The sequence below is a fragment of the Corynebacterium jamesii genome, assembly GCF_046097395.1.
In the GTDB taxonomy this organism is placed as follows: Bacteria; Actinomycetota; Actinomycetes; order Mycobacteriales; family Mycobacteriaceae; genus Corynebacterium.
In genome coordinates this window covers 1110131-1125734 of the sequence record NZ_CP175789.1, presented here as the reverse complement: position 1 = coordinate 1125734, position 15604 = coordinate 1110131, and the positions used below count along the sequence as shown (strand labels likewise).

Annotated in this window: 12 protein-coding genes and 2 pseudogenes; 6 read left to right on the top strand and 8 right to left on the bottom strand. The window is 60.6% G+C overall.

All coding sequences use genetic code 11. From position 1 onward, the window contains the following. Nucleotides 1-13 precede the first annotated feature (13 nt). The 4 genes from ACKFRT_RS05155 to ACKFRT_RS05140 form a co-directional block, all read right to left on the bottom strand. On the bottom strand, nt 14-535 hold the full coding sequence (locus ACKFRT_RS05155) for an SRPBCC family protein (protein ID WP_408925996.1): 522 nt from the start codon (nt 533-535) through the stop codon (nt 14-16). A 72-nt stretch (nt 536-607) separates the two neighbouring features. Next, nucleotides 608-883 carry a hypothetical protein gene (locus ACKFRT_RS05150; RefSeq protein WP_408925995.1) on the bottom strand — a complete coding sequence of 92 codons (276 nt, stop codon included), beginning with the start codon at nt 881-883 and terminating at the stop codon, nt 608-610. 19 nt (nt 884-902) lie between these two features. Beyond that, the gene (gene bioB, locus ACKFRT_RS05145) at nt 903-2012 is read right to left on the bottom strand and encodes a biotin synthase BioB (RefSeq protein ID WP_408925994.1); all 1110 of its coding nucleotides are present in this window, start codon (nt 2010-2012) and stop codon (nt 903-905) included. Between the two features lie 667 nt (nt 2013-2679). Further along, nucleotides 2680-3156, bottom strand: a complete 477-nt coding sequence (locus ACKFRT_RS05140) for a cupin domain-containing protein (protein ID WP_011273306.1) — start codon at nt 3154-3156, stop codon at nt 2680-2682. A gap of 97 nt (nt 3157-3253) precedes the next feature. Here ACKFRT_RS05140 and ACKFRT_RS05135 point away from each other — a divergent pair, with 97 nt between their 5' ends. The 5 genes and pseudogenes from ACKFRT_RS05135 (at nt 3254) to ACKFRT_RS05115 (ending at nt 8107) form a co-directional block, all read left to right on the top strand. Then, nucleotides 3254-4048, top strand: a complete 795-nt coding sequence (locus ACKFRT_RS05135) for a fructosamine kinase family protein (RefSeq protein WP_408925993.1) — start codon at nt 3254-3256, stop codon at nt 4046-4048. Nucleotides 4049-4290: 242 nt separating this feature from the next. Further along, nucleotides 4291-4740 (top strand): annotated as a pseudogene (locus ACKFRT_RS05130) (helix-turn-helix domain-containing protein); the annotation flags it as partial. A 19-nt stretch (nt 4741-4759) separates the two neighbouring features. Further along, a pseudogene (locus ACKFRT_RS05125) lies at nt 4760-5979 on the top strand (IS30-like element IS1513 family transposase). Between the two features lie 61 nt (nt 5980-6040). Beyond that, nucleotides 6041-7333 (top strand): hypothetical protein, encoded by a 1293-nt coding sequence (locus ACKFRT_RS05120; RefSeq protein ID WP_408925992.1) that lies wholly within the window; start codon nt 6041-6043, stop codon nt 7331-7333. A gap of 162 nt (nt 7334-7495) precedes the next feature. After that, nucleotides 7496-8107: a DUF421 domain-containing protein gene (locus tag ACKFRT_RS05115; RefSeq protein WP_408925991.1), complete on the top strand. Its 612-nt coding sequence runs from the start codon at nt 7496-7498 to the stop codon at nt 8105-8107. A gap of 19 nt (nt 8108-8126) precedes the next feature. On the opposite strand, the gene ACKFRT_RS05110 is transcribed toward ACKFRT_RS05115, so the two are convergent. The 3 genes from ACKFRT_RS05110 to ACKFRT_RS05100 all read right to left on the bottom strand — a co-directional run bounded on the left by ACKFRT_RS05110 (nt 8127) and on the right by ACKFRT_RS05100 (nt 12879). Further along, nucleotides 8127-10259: a YhgE/Pip family protein gene (locus ACKFRT_RS05110; RefSeq protein WP_408925990.1), complete on the bottom strand. Its 2133-nt coding sequence runs from the start codon at nt 10257-10259 to the stop codon at nt 8127-8129. After that, nucleotides 10259-11128 carry an ATP-binding cassette domain-containing protein gene (locus ACKFRT_RS05105; RefSeq protein WP_239201278.1) on the bottom strand — a complete coding sequence of 290 codons (870 nt, stop codon included), beginning with the start codon at nt 11126-11128 and terminating at the stop codon, nt 10259-10261. Before ACKFRT_RS05105 ends, ACKFRT_RS05110 begins: the two co-directional genes overlap by 1 nt. A 143-nt stretch (nt 11129-11271) precedes the next feature. Next, on the bottom strand, nt 11272-12879 hold the full coding sequence (locus ACKFRT_RS05100) for an MFS transporter (protein ID WP_297666280.1): 1608 nt from the start codon (nt 12877-12879) through the stop codon (nt 11272-11274). Nucleotides 12880-13093: 214 nt separating this feature from the next. Here ACKFRT_RS05100 and ACKFRT_RS05095 point away from each other — a divergent pair, with 214 nt between their 5' ends. Beyond that, nucleotides 13094-15007 carry a hypothetical protein gene (locus tag ACKFRT_RS05095; protein ID WP_408925989.1) on the top strand — a complete coding sequence of 638 codons (1914 nt, stop codon included), beginning with the start codon at nt 13094-13096 and terminating at the stop codon, nt 15005-15007. 48 nt (nt 15008-15055) lie between these two features. Here ACKFRT_RS05095 and ACKFRT_RS05090 read toward each other — a convergent pair whose 3' ends face one another. After that, nucleotides 15056-15427, bottom strand: coding sequence for a carboxymuconolactone decarboxylase family protein (locus ACKFRT_RS05090; protein ID WP_408925988.1), 372 nt, complete (start codon nt 15425-15427; stop codon nt 15056-15058). Nucleotides 15428-15604 lie beyond the last annotated feature (177 nt).

Genomic DNA, 15604 nt, shown 5'->3' with positions numbered 1-15604 from the left:
AAGTGAACTGTACCTAAAAGTTTTCAGCTTCCCTAGCAAGCGCACGGATGGTCTGCTGGATTCCTTCCTGCAGGCTCGCCTCGAACTTTTCCTCCCCGCCGAGGACGGCTGCGACCAAAACTCGGGAAACCAGGGAAGTGTTGCCATCGGGAATCAGACGTTTCTCCGTGAGGATCGTCTGAGTGCCGTCGGTGGCGGGGGTGAGCTCGAAGCGCCAGCGCGTGCCGTTCAGGGGGATTTTGAACTCGAAGAGCTTTTCCGGTTCGACCTCTGTGACGACCGCCCAGGTGGGCCACCAGAGCAGGCCCTGGCGGTTGAAGTTGATGGTAACGGTGCCCGGGGTCGGTGCGGTTCCGGCTGCGCTACCCGCGTCCGCTGCGCTGCTGTTGCTGGAGCTGCTGCCACGCGGCAGCAGGATCATCTTCTTGCACTGCGGGCTGCGCTGGCCCATCGCTGAAAGGTCGGTAACCCGCTGCCAGACCTTGCTAGCGGATGCATTGACGGTGGTGCTGGCGGAAATCTCCGGTGCTGCCATGTTTGTGGTGCCTCTAATCAGTGAAAGTTTTGTTGCCGCAACTAGCGGTGCTTCCACACTACGTGCTGGAAGCTACACATCCACCACAATCGAAGAATCCACATCGCCATGCCGGGAGCACTCTGCCGTCCAGCCCATGGGATTTACCTGCACCTTCATCCGGCGCCCGCACAGCGGGCAGAAACGCGGCGGCTCTAAACCCGCCAGTGCTCCGCGGCTTGCCTGCGCAAGAGCTCCCCGGCCGACGCGCAAGGTCTCGTCTGAAGAGTCGAGTGGCTGGCCCGTGTGGGCGTCATATAAAGGGGTACCGCCCAAGACAAAAAGGGCGGTGAGTTCGCTTAAAGGCATCGAGGGGGTCACGGTGTGCCTACAGAGTTGCGTTCAGGGCCTTGATCGGCAGCTGCAGCTTGCCGAGCATGTCTACATCGCGCTCCGCCGGGCGGCCCAGGGTGGTCAGATAGTTGCCCACAATGACGGCGTTGATGCCGCCCAGCAGGCCCTTCTCTGCACCCAGATCGCCCAAGGTCAGCTCGCGGCCGCCGGCAAAGCGCAGCAGCTGGCGGGGCAGAGCCAGGCGGAAGGCGCCGATCGTGCGGAGGGCATCGTTAACGGCCATCGGCTCGATATCCGCGAACGGGGTGCCCGGGCGGGGGTCGAAGAAGTTCAGGGGAACCTCTGTGGGATTCAGGTTCTGCAGGTCGATGGCGAACTCGGCGCGCTGCTCGACCGTCTCGCCCATGCCGACGATGCCGCCACAGCAGACCTCCATGCCAGCGTCGCGAACCATCTCCAGGGTGGAGGTGCGCTCCTCCCAGGTGTGGGTGGTAACGACCTCGGGGAAGTAGCTCTTGCAGGTCTCGAGGTTGTGGTTGTAGCGGTGCACGCCGAGCTCCTTCAGGCGATCGACCTGCTCCTGGGTAAGGATGCCGATGGAGGCCGCGATGTTGATGTCGACCTCCGCCTGGATGGCGGCGATGGCCTTGGCCATCTGGTTCATCAGATCCTCGTCCGGGCCCTTCACGGCGGCGACGATGCAGAACTCCGTGGCGCCGGTCTTGGCGGTCTGCTTCGCGGCCTCGATCAGCTGGGCGATGTCCAGCTGGATGGAGCGGACCGGGGACTCGAACAGGCCGGACTGCGCGCAGAAGTGGCAGTCCTCGGGGCAACCGCCGGTTTGCAGGGAGATGATGCCTTCCATCTCCACAGCATCTCCGCACCACTTCAGTCGTACCTGGTGGGCGAGGTCCAGGAGGGCATCCAGGTGCTCGTCGCCGAGTTGCAGTACCTGGAGGGTTTCCTCGTAGTTCAGGGGTTCGCCGTTTTCCAGTACTTTCGTGCGGGCGAGATCCAGGATCTCTGGGGTTGCTGGGGTTCCGGTGGGCTGGGTGGCCTGGGTGGTTGCTGGGGTTCCGGTGGGCTGGGTGGCCTGGGTGGTTGCTGGGGTTCCGGTGGGCTGCTTCGTCTCAGCGGTGGTCATCGTCAGTCTCCTCAAAGCTCTTGTGAAACTTCTCATGCGCCTTCTCGAGCGAGTTATAACGCGACTATGTGGGCGTATCACTCTTGAACGCTGTTTAGTTTCACATGCTAACGCACCGCGGGCGCAGTATGCGGTACGCCGAGGGGTTAGGGAGTTTCGAGGGGGTGTTAGACGCGTGGCGCGGGTGTTGGGCGCCTGGAATTCCGGGGTTGGGTGCATGGCGCGAGGGGAATGTCCCAAATTCCACGTCTTAGAATATAACTATTCTGTTTGTGCAGGTCAGCGTGTTGTCGAAATTGGCTGCACGCCTGCTACTTTCAATAACTCGTAGATTTGGGACATTGGCGTTGTAGCCCGCTCGTGACTGTGGAGTTTATGGGGCATCAGGGGTGCATGTGGCGTGAGTGGCGTGGGCGGTTCCGGCGCTGTGGAGGCTATGCGGTGGATATCACGCGGCGGAGGCTGCGTGGTGCATGCCGCCAGGTGGAGGTCGCACGGTGAAAGCCGCGCGGTGGATGCCACACGGCGCAGGGCAAAAGAACAGTGCCACCCCACGGGGAGGTGCCACTGTTGCCGGCTTAACCCAGCTGGTTCGGCGTAGCCGGCTCAACCCGGCTCAACCAAGCTCAAGACAGCTCATCCCAGCTCAAGACGGCTCATCCCAGTTTTAGGCGTGCTCGTCGGCTTGCTGCTTCGGAGGCTGAACGGTCCACTCCGGCGGAACGTCCTTGCCGGACTCTTCGTCCTGCTCTGCCTGCTCGGCCGTCTCCTGGACGATGCCCTTGGCGTGGTGGCTCGGTGCGTAGACCGCGTACACCTGCATCGGCTCGTCACCGGTGTTGATGATGTCGTGCCACACACCAGCCGGAACCTGCACAGCCCAGCCGTCGGAAACTTCCTGCTGGATGGTCATGTTGTCCTTGTCAGGCCCCATGATGCACTTGCCAACACCTGCGTCTAGGCGCAGGAACTGGTCGGTATCGTGGTGAACCTCCAGGCCAATGGAATCGCCGGGGGCGATGGACATGAGGGTCACCTGCAGGTACTTGCCCGTCCATGCGGTCGTGCGGTAGTTCGTGTTCTCTCGGGTGGCGGTTTCAATGTCAAAGACGTTGGCCTCTGGTCCGTTGTCTACGATCTTCATGATGTTCCTTCCGGTTCGACATCCTTCACTTCCCAGTGTAGGTCGATTTTCCTGGGCTTTCAGGCGCGTTTCAGCTGAGCGCGGTAACACTGGAGCCATGGCTGTTTCTGACTTTTATTGGAAGAGTAACCCTGGCCGCCCCGGAGCCTGGGAGGTCGCAGGCCTACGCTGGCTGGCCGAAGCTCCGGGTGGCGCCCCGGTCGTTGCTGTTCATAAGCACGATGCTCGGGGGTTCGGGATTGATCGGGTAGAGCCGATGACGCCCACACGCGCCATGGCCGAGGATTTCGGCCGAAAGCTAGCAGCTACACATGCCGCGGGGGCGCCCCACTTCGGGTTCTCGCCGACGGGGGAGCCCGGGTTCCAAGGACCGAATGACAACCTCCTGGAACTTCCCCTGCAACCCTCCGAAAGCTGGGGGAGCTTCTACGCGGAGGTGTGCTTGAGCCCGCTGGTTGCGCGAGTTTTCGGCGGTGTTTCAGCCGCGGACGTGCCTGCCGAGGTCTCCCAGCTGCTGGAGGCTCTGCGCGCCGGGCGGCTGGATGACGGCACACCTCCGGCTCGCATCCACGGTGATCTGTGGGCGGGGAATGTCCTGTGGGGGAAGGTGGCGTCAAGAAATAAAGAAGAAGCAGTCCTTATCGACCCGAGCGCGCATGGCGGCCATCCGCGGGCGGACCTGGCGGCGCTGCGACTGTTCGGCGCGCCGCACCTCGACAGCATTGAGGGGGCGTACTGGGAGGCGAGCCCTTGCGTGCACGGGTGGGGAACAGGAGCGCAGAGCATTGACCTGCACCAACAGCATCTGCTGTGGCTCCATGCGGCGGTGTTCGGCGGCGGCTATGTGGGCGAGGCAGTCGCGGGAGCGCGGCGTGTTGTGCGCGGACTGTGAGCGGAAAGCCGGCGGAACGTGAGCGAAAGCCGGCGGAACGTGAGCTGAAAGCCGGCGGAACGTGAGCTGAAAGTCGGCGGAACATGAGCGAAAAGCCGGCGGAACGTGAGCGGATCAGCGGCCGACTGTGAGGTGCGACCCAGGTGCGGGTAGCGAGCATGCTGCGCAAAAGGCAACGGAGTACAGTCTAAATTCGGACAAAACGGACATATTTTTCCGTTCTTCGTGCTGTCAAGGGGTGAATGCGCCACTTCGACCGGGAGGTAGTTGTGACGCGTTGGACTCCGAAGGATGTTAAGGATGCTGCTGTTGAGCGCGTGGTGGCAGGCGAGGCAGTTAGCCTGGTCGCGCGTGATGTGGGTGTAGGCCCCGAATCGGTTTACGGTTGGTTGAGGGTAAGAGGTGTCGAACCTCCAGGCAGGCGTGCGAGTCGTTTGCGTGATCCGTTTGTCCGTGAGGCTGTTGGGTTGGTGCGTGCAGGTATGTCGATCAGTCAAGCAGCACAGACTGTTGGAATATCGACTGGCTTGCTTCACAGCAGGTTAAAGAAAGCTGGTGTAATCGAAGTGCGGCCTAGACGCGCCCACTTGTCACCTGATAAACGTGCCCAGGCCGTGGAGCGAGTGCTTGCTGGTGAGAGCTGTCAGACAGTGGCTGATGCTATCGGTGTGCATCCTTCTACCGTGTATGGGTGGATAAGGAAGCAGCGGTATGCGAAGTTACGCCGGCAGCGACATCGTCGAACGCCTGATGAGGCGGTGGTGTCTTTGCCAGATACAGGCAAGAAGCTGGGTAAAGATTCTGTTATGCCAGCACCGATGAAAACTCAAGCCGTTGATGGATTTCCTAGCGGCGTATTCGACAAACACGCCTTAGTAGGGCGTGGTCGCAGGCTTACTGTTGAAGACCGTGTTGCTATTGAAGCGGGATGTCGTGTCGGTGATTCGGCACGAGCCATCGCGCAGAAAATAAATAGGCACCACAGTGTCGTCGCTCGTGAAATCACCCGTAATGGTTGGAAGATCGTCGATGAGGACGGCACAGAGCAGCTGCGGTATAACGCCCACAACGCTGCTGTTTCTACTGCTGGTCGGATGGTGCGGCCAAAACTACGCAAGCTCGATGAAAGCCCAACGCTTCGGGGTGTAGTAGTCGATTGCCTTGCCCGCAGGTGGTCACCTGGGCGCATTAGTGCATGGCTTGAGCATGCTTTCAGCGATGATGAAAGCATGCGTATTTCCCACGAAGCGATCTACAGTGCCTTATACATTCAAGGCAAAGGCAGCCTGCGAGCCGAGCTTGAAGAAGTCATGAAGACTAAAGACGTACTTATCCGCGGCGGCTCAACACGCAAGCGTCGTGCCCGAAACGCTGGCGTGTTAACCGGTCGCCCTTGGATCAAAGGTGCTGAGATCACCCACCGCAGCCCGGAAGCTGATGACAGGGCTATTCCCGGGCACTGGGAGGGCGACCTTGTTATTGGTAAAGGTGGCAAAAGCGCGCTGATTACCCTAGTAGAGCGCACCAGCCGTTACACCCTGCTTGGACACCTTCCCGATGAGCACAGTTCACACACCGTGGTCGCAACCCTGCAGGACATGGTCAAAGACCTCAACACCGAGCAGCTAAAGACCATCACATGGGACCAAGGCGCAGAAATGGCTGTCACAGCACAAGTCCAGATTAAAGACGGCTGCCAGGTGTTTTTCTGTGAACCGCACTCACCGTGGCAGAGACCAACCAACGAGAACACCAACGGCGAGATCAGGCGCAGGTTCTACAAAAAGGGCACCGACTTTGCCACCGTCACACCCGAACATGTCGCGTGGGTGCAAAATGAGCTCAACGAAACACCCCGACAAATCCTCGGCGGCGCAACCCCACGTGAAATACTTAACGAACTATTCAAGCGTGGCGCATCCACCGCTTGATTCCGCCCTTGTGTATTCGTGTTTTGTTTTTGTGATTCATTCGTGAAGGAGCCTCTCTAGCGTGAAGAGAACATTTTCTATCGCTATGGCCTTCGTCGGGCTGACCGTCGGCGCGGGCTTTGCAACTGGCCAAGAAGTGATCCAATACTTCGTGTCCTTCGGCCTCAACGGTATCTGGGGCGCAGTGCTGGCCGGCATTGTGATGACCATCGCCGGCAGTGTGATCCTGCAGGTCGGAAGCTACTTCCTGGCCGACGAGCACCGCATGGTGTTCCGCAACGTGGCGCACCCGATCGTCTCGCGCTTCCTGGATGTCTCCGTGACGCTCACCCTGTTCGCCGTCGGTTTCGTGATGCTCGCCGGTGCGGGCTCCAACCTGGAACAGCAGTTTGGCCTGCCAGCATGGGCAGGCGCGCTGATTATGACGGGCGTGGTGCTGGCAGCCGGCATGCTGGATGTGAAGAAGGTCAGCCAGGTGATCGGCGCGCTAACACCACTGATCATCGTCGCCGTGGTTTTTGCCTTCGTCTACACAATGATCAACATGCCCGCCGACACCTCGCACCTGAGCGAGACCGCGATGGGGGAGGCCTCTCCGGTGTCTCCGTGGTTTCTTTCTGCTCTGAACTACAACGGCCTGGCCTTGCTGCTGGGTGTGTCCATGTCTCTGGTTATCGGCGGCAACTACGCCTCACCGAAGGAGGCCGGCCTGGGCGGTCTGATGGGTGGCGTGTTGTACACCGTCATGTTGATCATCGCGGCCATCACCTTGTACCTGAACATCGAAACGGTGCAGGGCAGCGACGTGCCGATGCTGGCGATGATGGACGACATCAGCCCGGTCCTGGGCGTGATCATGGCAATCATCATCTTCTTCATGATCTTCAACACCGCCATCGGCATGTTCTACGCGCTGGGTAAGCGCCTGACGGCAAGCACCGATAAGTCCTTCCGTCCGGTGTTCGTTGTAGTGACGCTGATTGGTTACGGCATCAGCTTCGTCGGCTTCGAAACCCTCATGACGTACGTCTACCCGGTTATTGGCTACATCGGTATGGTCATGATTGCCGTCATGATTGCCTGGTGGATCCGCTCCCGCGCCCGCATCGCGCTGGAATCTAAGCGCCGCGATCGTATCCACGAGCTCGCCCACGCCCGGGAACATGAGGCGGAGGAGTACACCGAGGAGGATCGCAAGGAAATGCGCAAGCTGGTTGGCGAGTCCCACATCGACGACAAGACGCTGCACGAGACCATCACCGATGAGGTGAAGGACGAGATCCCGGATTCGGATCTGGAAGACGCAAGCGCCGACTCTAAAGACGCGACGGCGCGCAAGGTCACCGACAAATAGCCCACACCACACCGCGCGCACTCTACGGCACACCGCACCGCGCGCACTCTACGGCACACCACCCCGCGCGCCCCCTAAGGCACACCACACCGCGCGGTTCCGCCTAGGCTTCGCCAACGCCCACGCCAGTGCCCCCTCTACCTGGGCGTATAATAAGTATTCATGTTCGGCGGATTACACGACGCATTATCAACAGCTGCGATAAGTGCTGCGGATTTCACTCCACCACAGGGCTGGGGGCCGGTGCTGAAGGAACAGCTCGGCATCGACTTATGGCGCATCCCCGTCGTGGTGGTCGCCGCCATCGGCATCTACCTGACGTTCCTGGTGGCCGTGCGCCTATTCGGACAGCGCATCCTTAGCACCCTCGGCGGCTTCGATGCTGTCGTTATCTTCATGTTCGGCGCCGTTGCAGGCCGTGCTGTCCTTGGCCACCCGCCGTCACTCGCCGCGGGAGTTATTGGCCTGCTCACGCTCATGTGCATGGAGGCCATCTTTGGCGCCGTGCAAGATGTCGTGGGGCTGCGCCGCACCATTAACCCGCCCCCGACGGTGCTGATTGCCCACGGCGAGGTGGTGGAGGAGATGCTGAAGCGCAATCACATCACCGAGGCCGCGATTGCTACGGCCGCGCGTAAGGCTGGAGTGCGCGACCTCAGCGAGGTCGCGTGCATGATTCTGGAATCCAACGGGTCGATCTCTACCCTGCGCGCGGGGGAAAAGATCGACCCTACGCTGTTGCAGGGTGTCGAGGGAGCCGAAAAGGTTTTGTGACGCCCCGCTCCATCGAACTTTAGGCGTTCAGCACCGGGTGCAGTCGCTTCATGGTCCACGTTTGCTGGCTGCGGGCCGATAGCGTGGTGACCAGGAAGCATCCGAGGCCGACGAGGGAGAGTACTCCGACTGCGATCGGTAGGCGTTCATCGTAGAAGCCGTAGATCAGCTGCCTGAAGCCGTTGACCGTGTACGTCATTGGGTCGAACGGATGCAGGAATTGGAAGAACTTGTTTTGGGTCTCGACGGGATAGAGACCTCCTGATGCGACGATCATGAGCATGAGCACCGCTAGGGCAGTCACGCGGCCGGGTCCGGGGCCGAGGAACGCGATGAACATTTGGTTCATCAACATCCACACCATCGCCACGAGGGCTGCGAAGAGGAAGAGGCCCGGCAGGTTATCGACATCCATGCCCACGCCCCAGACGGTCACGCCGACCACGACCGCTGCCTGACCGATGGCGAGTAGACCGGTGGGCAGGAATCCGGAGAATGCCGCACGCCAGGAGTGCACGCCAGAGTTCACGGTGCGTGCCTGCAGCGGCTTGATCATCACGTAAACCATGATGCCGCCGATGAATAGCGCCATGCTGAAGAAGAACGGAGCCATGCCGGCGCCGAAGGTGTGGGTGCCAGAGTCGTTATCGCTCTTCAAGTCCACGGGCCCACCGATAGTGGAGGCGGTGGCCAAGCGCTGACCATCGTTCCACTTCGGAACCTGGTTTGCGCCGTCGTAGAGCTTGTCGTGCAGCTCGGAGGCACCGTCATTGAGCTTCGCAGTGCCGTCCTTGGCCTTCGCAGTGCCCTCCGTCAGCTTGTCCGCGCCGTCCTTCAGCTTGGTGTTGCCGTCGTCCAGCTTGATCACGCCATCCTTCAGCTTGCCTGCGCCGTCGGAGGCATCGCCCAACTTGTCGTTGAGGGTGTGCGCGCCGTCGTTGATCTTGTTCACGCCGTCTTGCAGTTGCTTGAACTGCCCCGGCAGGCCCTTCAGCTCGGTCACGCCGTTGCGCAATGGCGCGTTCGGGTCGTTGAGCTGGTAGGACAGCTGTGCGCTGCCGTCGGCCAGGCGCTTCAGGTCCGAGGCGTTCTGCGACTTCGGGCCGAGGCCCTGCGTTTCCAGGGAGAGGGCCACCTTGTCCAGCTCGTCGGCCGCGGTGATGGCGGCGGGCACTCCGGTGCCGCGCAGGTCGCGGGAGAGTCCACGCAGGTTAGCCGCGTGGTCGCCCTGGGCCTTGGTCACGCCGCCGAGTTTGGTGTTGAGCTGCTGTACTCCGTCGTTGACCTGGCTTGCTCCGTCGCCGAGTTTATTGACGCCATCTTCCAGCTCGTTGAGCTTTCCGGCCTTGCCGTTGAGCTTGTCGGCGGCAGCGTTCACCTTCGTGGCGAGCTCGTCAGTGCCGTCGGCTAGTTTGCCCGAGCCGTCGTGGAGTTGGACGAGTCCGTCGTCTAGATCGGTTGCGCCCTTGCGCAGCTTGCCGGAGCCATCCTTGGCGGTGGCCAGGCCGTCGGCGAGCTTGTTCGCGCCGTCGTCCAATTGGATAGACCCGTCCTTCAGTTCGGCGGTGCCGTCGGCCAGCTTGCCGGCGCCGATGGCGGCCTTTTGCATGCCGGAGCCGGCGTCCACGATGCCGACGAGGACCTTGTCCACGGCCTCGGCACTGATCTTGTCGCCCACCACGCTGATGACCTCACGCATGACGTTCTGGCCGATCATGGTGGACAGGTAGCCGTTTGCGTCGTTGTAGGTGCTGATGAGGTTGGCCTTTTCCGGGTTATCGGAGGTGGGCGAGGCCACCGCCTCGGAGAAGTTCTCCGGCAGCTCGAGGGAGAAGTAGTACTGGCCGGATTCCACGCCCTTGCGGGCATCTTCGGCGTCCGTTTCGATCCAGCTGATCTGGTCGTTTTCCTTTAGGCCTTCGATCACCGTGTCGCCGGCGCGCAGTTCCTTGCCGTCAACGTTGGTTCCCTTGTCACTGTTGACCAGTGCGACAGGCAGGCTGTTCAGGTTCCCGAAGGGGTTCCAGAATGCCCACAGGTAGAGGGCGGAGTACAGCAGCGGCATAAGCACAAGGATGACAAGTGCGGCTCGGGTGAGCCGGTTGCGCTTGAAGCTGCGGATTTCGCTGTTGAGTTTGAAACCGGCAAGCATTAACGGTTCTCCTTCTGCTCTGTGGTGTTGGTGTGGTCTTCGGGGATGTCCAGGTCGTCTAGTTCTGGATCATCGAGCTCTGGGTCGTCCAGCTCAGGGTCATGCTGGTCTGAGTAGTGTTGGTCTGGGTCGTACTGGCCTGATTCGACCTCCGCCGGGTCAGGGTATTCGCGCAGTCCGGTATGAATCGGGTGCGCGTGGCCAGCGTTGGCGTCAATTTCAATAACCTTGTGGGGCTCCACAGGACCGACAATCGGGTTCGACGAGCTCACGATCACAGGAATGTCCTGCGAAAGGCGCTCGAGCACCTGCAACAGAATCGCCCGGTCGTCGTTTTCGTGCACCTGCTCGATGTCGTCCATGATCAGCAGCTCGACGGGCTTGTTGTCGGCGGGCGACAAGGCCAGGCTGATGCGCAGCATGATTTTATCCAGGTTGTCCAGCTGGGAGATATAGGCATCCAGCGGGGGCAGGTCGCGGTCGCCGTAGACGTGGTTGCAGAAGCGCTCCAGGTCCTCTTGAGTGGCCTTGCGCATCGGCATGAACCACGGCTTCGACCAGGACATGGACTCGGTGAGCACGTCCTGGACCGTGACGGAACGCTCCAGCAGGTCGATCTGCTCCACGCCCGCGATGGCTACGCGGGAGCGGATCGGCTTTGGCTTGGACTCGCCGAGTACGTTCAGCGAGCCGCCGGTGGGCTTCATTCGGCCAGAAAGAACCAGAGCCAGGGCCGTGCGGCCGGAGCCACCCTTGCCAAGCAGGTTGGTTAGACCCTGGTTGGGGATAGCGAAAGAAAGAGGGCCGAACACTCGGCCCTCGTCACCTTTTAGCTCGAGATCCTGGGCTTCTACTGCTAGGGAAGACATGGCTTTACCTGATTTCTGTGGGTAGGGAAGCTCGGTCTATTTCAACAGACACCCTGGACATCTTTGTAGATTTTGACGATTTCGTCAATTTCCTTCGCGGCGCGGTGCAGTGGCGTTGTGAAATAGCGCTACAGCCCCCGAATCTACAGGGAATCTTGCAGGGGAGCTGCAGCGCGGCGGGCGCGCAGGCGATTGTCGTAGAGCGCGAGGACGAGGGCGACGGCGATGAGCGAGCCGATTGTGCCGAAGCCGATGGCGGTGCCGAGGGTCCAGTTGATGGCGCGCGAGCTGGCGAAGACGATCGCGGTGATCAGCGCGAGCCCCATCGCGGTGCCGATGCGCTGGGCGGTTTGCAAAACCGCGCCGGAGCTACCCGCGTAGTTCAGTGGAACGTCCGCGAGCGTGAGGGTTTGGTTCGGGCCGATGACCGCGCCCTGGCCGGTGCCGACGAGGAAGAGGGTGGGCACCATCCACCACTCCGAAATGCCTGCGACGTGGTGCAGCACAAGGGCGAGGATGGTCAGCACGATGCCGGTCAGCGCCACGGAGATGCCATCGATGACAACGCGGCGACCTCGGTCGGCGACCCGCTTGCCGGCCCAGTTGGCGGCGAAGGAGCTGCTGATCGCAGCAGGAATGCCAACGCTACCGGCCACGAGCGCGCTGTAGCCCAGGCCGTTTTGGAAGTACAGAGCCACGAGCACCCAGATGCTGGTCATGCCCATGAAGTACACTCCCGCCAGCATGGTGCCCAAGCGGAAGCTGGGGAAGCGGAAGATCTGCATGTCCACCATCGGGTCGAAGGGCTTCGACTTTTTCACATGGCGTTCCCAGGCCAGCCACCCGGCCAGAAGGGCGACGGCGACGGGCAGGAGCAGGAAGGTGCGCGCGCTGCCGGAGGATTCCACAAATGGGAAGAGGAAGGCCAGGACGGCCAAGCCAAGCAGGAGGGAGCCGAAGGGGTCGAGGCTGCGCACTGCACGGATGACGCCCACGTTACGGCCGGTGGCGGGATCCTTAACTCGGCCCATCAGTGGGCGCGGGAACCACAGGAGCGCGAGGACGAAGGCCAGAACACCGAAGGGGACGTTGACCAGGAAAGTCCAGCGCCAGCCGTGCTCCGGGCCGCCGACGCGGATGAGGAAGCCACCCAAGACGGGCCCAATGGCCACGGCCACGCCCACGACGGTGCCGAACCAGCCGAAGGCCCGGCCGCGCTCCTTGCCGCGGAAGAACTGCTGGATCATGCCCACGGCCTGCGGGTTGAGCAGGCCGGCGCCTACGCCCTGGATGAAGCGGGTGACGCTCAGGGCTTCCGCGGTGGGGGCGAAGCCCGCGGTGATGGCGGCCAGGGTGTAGACGCTCAGGCCGATGAGGTACATTCCGCCCCGGCCGAGCAGGTCGCCAGCGCGACCAGCGGCGACGAGGACCACTCCGAAGGTCAGTGTGTAACCGGAGAGCACCCACTGGATGTCCGATTCGGTGGCGCCCAGCCCCTGCTGGATGGAGGGCAGGGCGACGTTGATGATGGACACGCTGATCAGCGACATGAAGATCGTCGTGAGGATGACGCCCAGAACTTTCCAGCGGCGCGGGTCCTCACCCGGGGGATAGGTGCCGGGGGACTGGATCGTGGCCTCCGTCGCGCCGGGGCGGGGGTTTGCGGTGCTCTGGCCCGGGGTGCCCGGCTGCACGTCCCCGCGAGGGTTGCCCGGCTGTGAGTTTGCGGCGTGAATGTCCTGGTCAGCCACGGTGATGCGTGCCCTCCTTCGGATCGCCTGTGTGTAGTTCTGCGCGCTGGCGCGGTTTCGCGCGGTCGTGCGCGATATTCCCGTTAGTGAAGCATAGCTCTACTAAGGGTGACCTTATTTCAGGGGTGGTGATGGTTTCAAAGTGGATAGGCTTCTGAAGTGCTGTTGTAGCCTGGGGCACAGGTGGTTCGAAGATCACGGAGGCTTTTGTGATATGGGGATAAACGACGAGTTCACCGAGGCGAACAATGCTCGGAATTCCAACTGGTATCAAATCCAGGGAGCGGAGTTCCATCTTCCGGAGGGTTATGTCTACGGCTCTCAGCCGGAGTGGCGCCTTGCGCATTTCGCGGTGGTTCTTCCAGTGCCCGAATTATCGGAGGCTTTCGATTGGCCCGAGGCTTGGGTGCCCGGTCGTTTTCGCGGGATTAAGAAGATTGAGTTCGCAGAACGGGATGAAAAAGGGGACTTCGTTCGCCAGTTCTGGGGTAATAAAGTTGATTACAAATATGTACCCCGCGTTTTCCATAAGAGTGCTGGGTCGTACTTCCGTGAACCCCTAGCCAGCTCTATGGGGGCGGGTGCGGTTGATGCTGTACCGACGTCTGGTGGGGATCCCGCGGAGTGGATCTCAGATGCATCTACTAATCCTGCCAAGGTCGTCGCGCATCGCCTCGTTTTTGAGCCTGACCTAACGACGGAAGGCAAGCAGCAGGCACCAGAAATGGAGACGTATCCGCTGCGTTTCGCTTTGGACGACACCGGGCACCCCTTTGCGACCTTGAAGTTTGTGTGTGCCGAGTACTTGCAATACTCCGGGCCATGCCTTTATGACCTTGAAAGTGGCGAACCTAGTAACTTCGAACAGAATTTTCTCGTCGTCCATGCCGTCGCGGAAAATTGCTCCGGAAAAGCGCTGGAGGAAGCTACTGCGTCGTTGACTAAACCACGAGAAAAAATGACCCTGATTGCGGAGGAAGGCAACGGAGAAGCGAGACAAAGAGAGCTACTTGAAGAACTCACTGGCTCACCACTGACTAACAACAAGGCTAGTGTTTGCCTATTGGAAGCTGCCGTGAAGGTTGTGGAAAAACAGCTATTCGTTGGCTCGGAAACTCACGCTCCGTGGGATCTCACCAAGGGCGGATACTTCAAAATACCCGGTAGAGGAACAAAAGCGAACCACGGGCGCCAGTCTCCTAAACCTTATTGCGTCACGATGGCTATCCCGGGCCGTACAGACATTGCCCTGCCAACCCCCATCGCGGATGCATCTGAGGAGACGGGGGAGAACTGGATGCTCAACGACCAATGGGCATGGTACTTTGCTTCCCGTTTCGACCGGTACACAACAGAAATACCTTATTTCCGCGATGGCTCTATAAACAGAAGCCTCGTGTCCCGCTATCGTGATTGGACTATTCACTCCTGCGAGGAGGGGTTGGCAGTGGTGCGCCGGGCACCGCTAGAAAACTCGCAAAATAATTTCTTTATGCTGGCTGGGACTCGCTTTGTAGACTTGGCTATTTTAGCGCTTAGAGCAGATAATTATCTGGGGCGCATTAGCGAACAACTTCGCCAACTATCTTTCGGTCCGGAAGCGCTCAATGTCTTGGAAAGCTCCGGCTCTGAGGGCAATGCTGGAACCCTCGAGAAGATAAGGGGCGCGGACCAAAAGCTGCAGGGCAGTCTCCGGAAATTCGCAAAGATACAAGCGGAACTAGTCTATGTGCGCGATCACCTCTGGTACGAGCGAGTCCCCGGACGCGACGTAGCGACCACCATTCTGCAGCATATGTTGGAAAAGACAGGTGCACGGGGAGACTTTGATGACATCGTCGGCGAACTTGAGATACGTGAGAACGTCTACACAACCCAGTACAACTTCGCACGTATCAGACTTGATGGCATCGAGGCAGACGCTCATAAGCGTAAACAAGAGCGGCGCGACGAACGCAATGAATTAATCGCGTTAGCAGCCGCAGTTCTGGCAGTCCCAAGCCTTTTTGCGCTTCTGCCCGCTGTTGGGCAGTGGTGGGTTTTCATTGTTTGCCTCGTGGCCATTGTTGTTATATCCGCGGTGACGTACTTCTCGCGCCGTCAACGGAGAAAGAAACAGTCGGGTTGATCTCGACTGCCAAGCGCTAATAAGCGGCCAGGCCTCCCCCCGGCAGCATTAACCCTCGAGGGCGGCCTTCATGCAGCGCATCGCGGCCAAAGTCTTCGGCACGCCGACGTAAGGCATGAGGTGCACGAAGCATTCGGCCACCTCTTCTGGGCTCATGCCTGCGACGTCCACAGCGGTCTTGATGTGGCCAGTGAGTTGCGGCTCTACGCCACCCATCGCAGCCAGGGCAGCCATGTTCAGCACCTGACGGTCGCGGAGAGTAATGCCATCGCGCTGGTAGGTTCCGCCGAAGACGGCCTCGACAACCCAGTCGGACGCGCCGGGTGCGAACTCGTCGAGCTGCTTCTTCCACGCAGCGGCGGATTCTGGGGTTTGGGTCTCGCGGACGAATTCTTCGCCCTTGTCGCGGTTCAGTTCCATGGGGGCATGCCTTTCTCTTTGGATCCACGCTCCGGTTAGGTCCGGCTGGCGATGTAGCCAGACACGTGCACCAGGAGCGGGGTGGGTTGCCCCGAGGTTAGCCCAAGTTCTCGCACCAGGACGCGGGGCAGCCGTGGGCTAACCGGTGCACTTGCCCAAAGCCTTTGTCGTACAGCA

Bases quoted from the DNA above. Each gene is read 5' to 3' on its own strand.
- ACKFRT_RS05155 (WP_408925996.1), bottom strand. From the start codon at position 535: ATGGCAGCACCGGAGATTTCCGCCAGCACCACCGTCAATGCATCCGCT.
- ACKFRT_RS05150 (WP_408925995.1), bottom strand. From the start codon at position 883: ATGCCTTTAAGCGAACTCACCGCCCTTTTTGTCTTGGGCGGTACCCCT.
- bioB (WP_408925994.1), bottom strand. From the start codon at position 2,012: ATGACCACCGCTGAGACGAAGCAGCCCACCGGAACCCCAGCAACCACC.
- ACKFRT_RS05140 (WP_011273306.1), bottom strand. From the start codon at position 3,156: ATGAAGATCGTAGACAACGGACCAGAGGCCAACGTCTTTGACATTGAA.
- ACKFRT_RS05135 (WP_408925993.1), top strand. From the start codon at position 3,254: ATGGCTGTTTCTGACTTTTATTGGAAGAGTAACCCTGGCCGCCCCGGA.
- ACKFRT_RS05115 (WP_408925991.1), top strand. From the start codon at position 7,496: ATGTTCGGCGGATTACACGACGCATTATCAACAGCTGCGATAAGTGCT.
- ACKFRT_RS05110 (WP_408925990.1), bottom strand. From the start codon at position 10,259: ATGCTTGCCGGTTTCAAACTCAACAGCGAAATCCGCAGCTTCAAGCGC.
- ACKFRT_RS05105 (WP_239201278.1), bottom strand. From the start codon at position 11,128: ATGTCTTCCCTAGCAGTAGAAGCCCAGGATCTCGAGCTAAAAGGTGAC.
- ACKFRT_RS05095 (WP_408925989.1), top strand. From the start codon at position 13,094: ATGGGGATAAACGACGAGTTCACCGAGGCGAACAATGCTCGGAATTCC.
- ACKFRT_RS05090 (WP_408925988.1), bottom strand. From the start codon at position 15,427: ATGGAACTGAACCGCGACAAGGGCGAAGAATTCGTCCGCGAGACCCAA.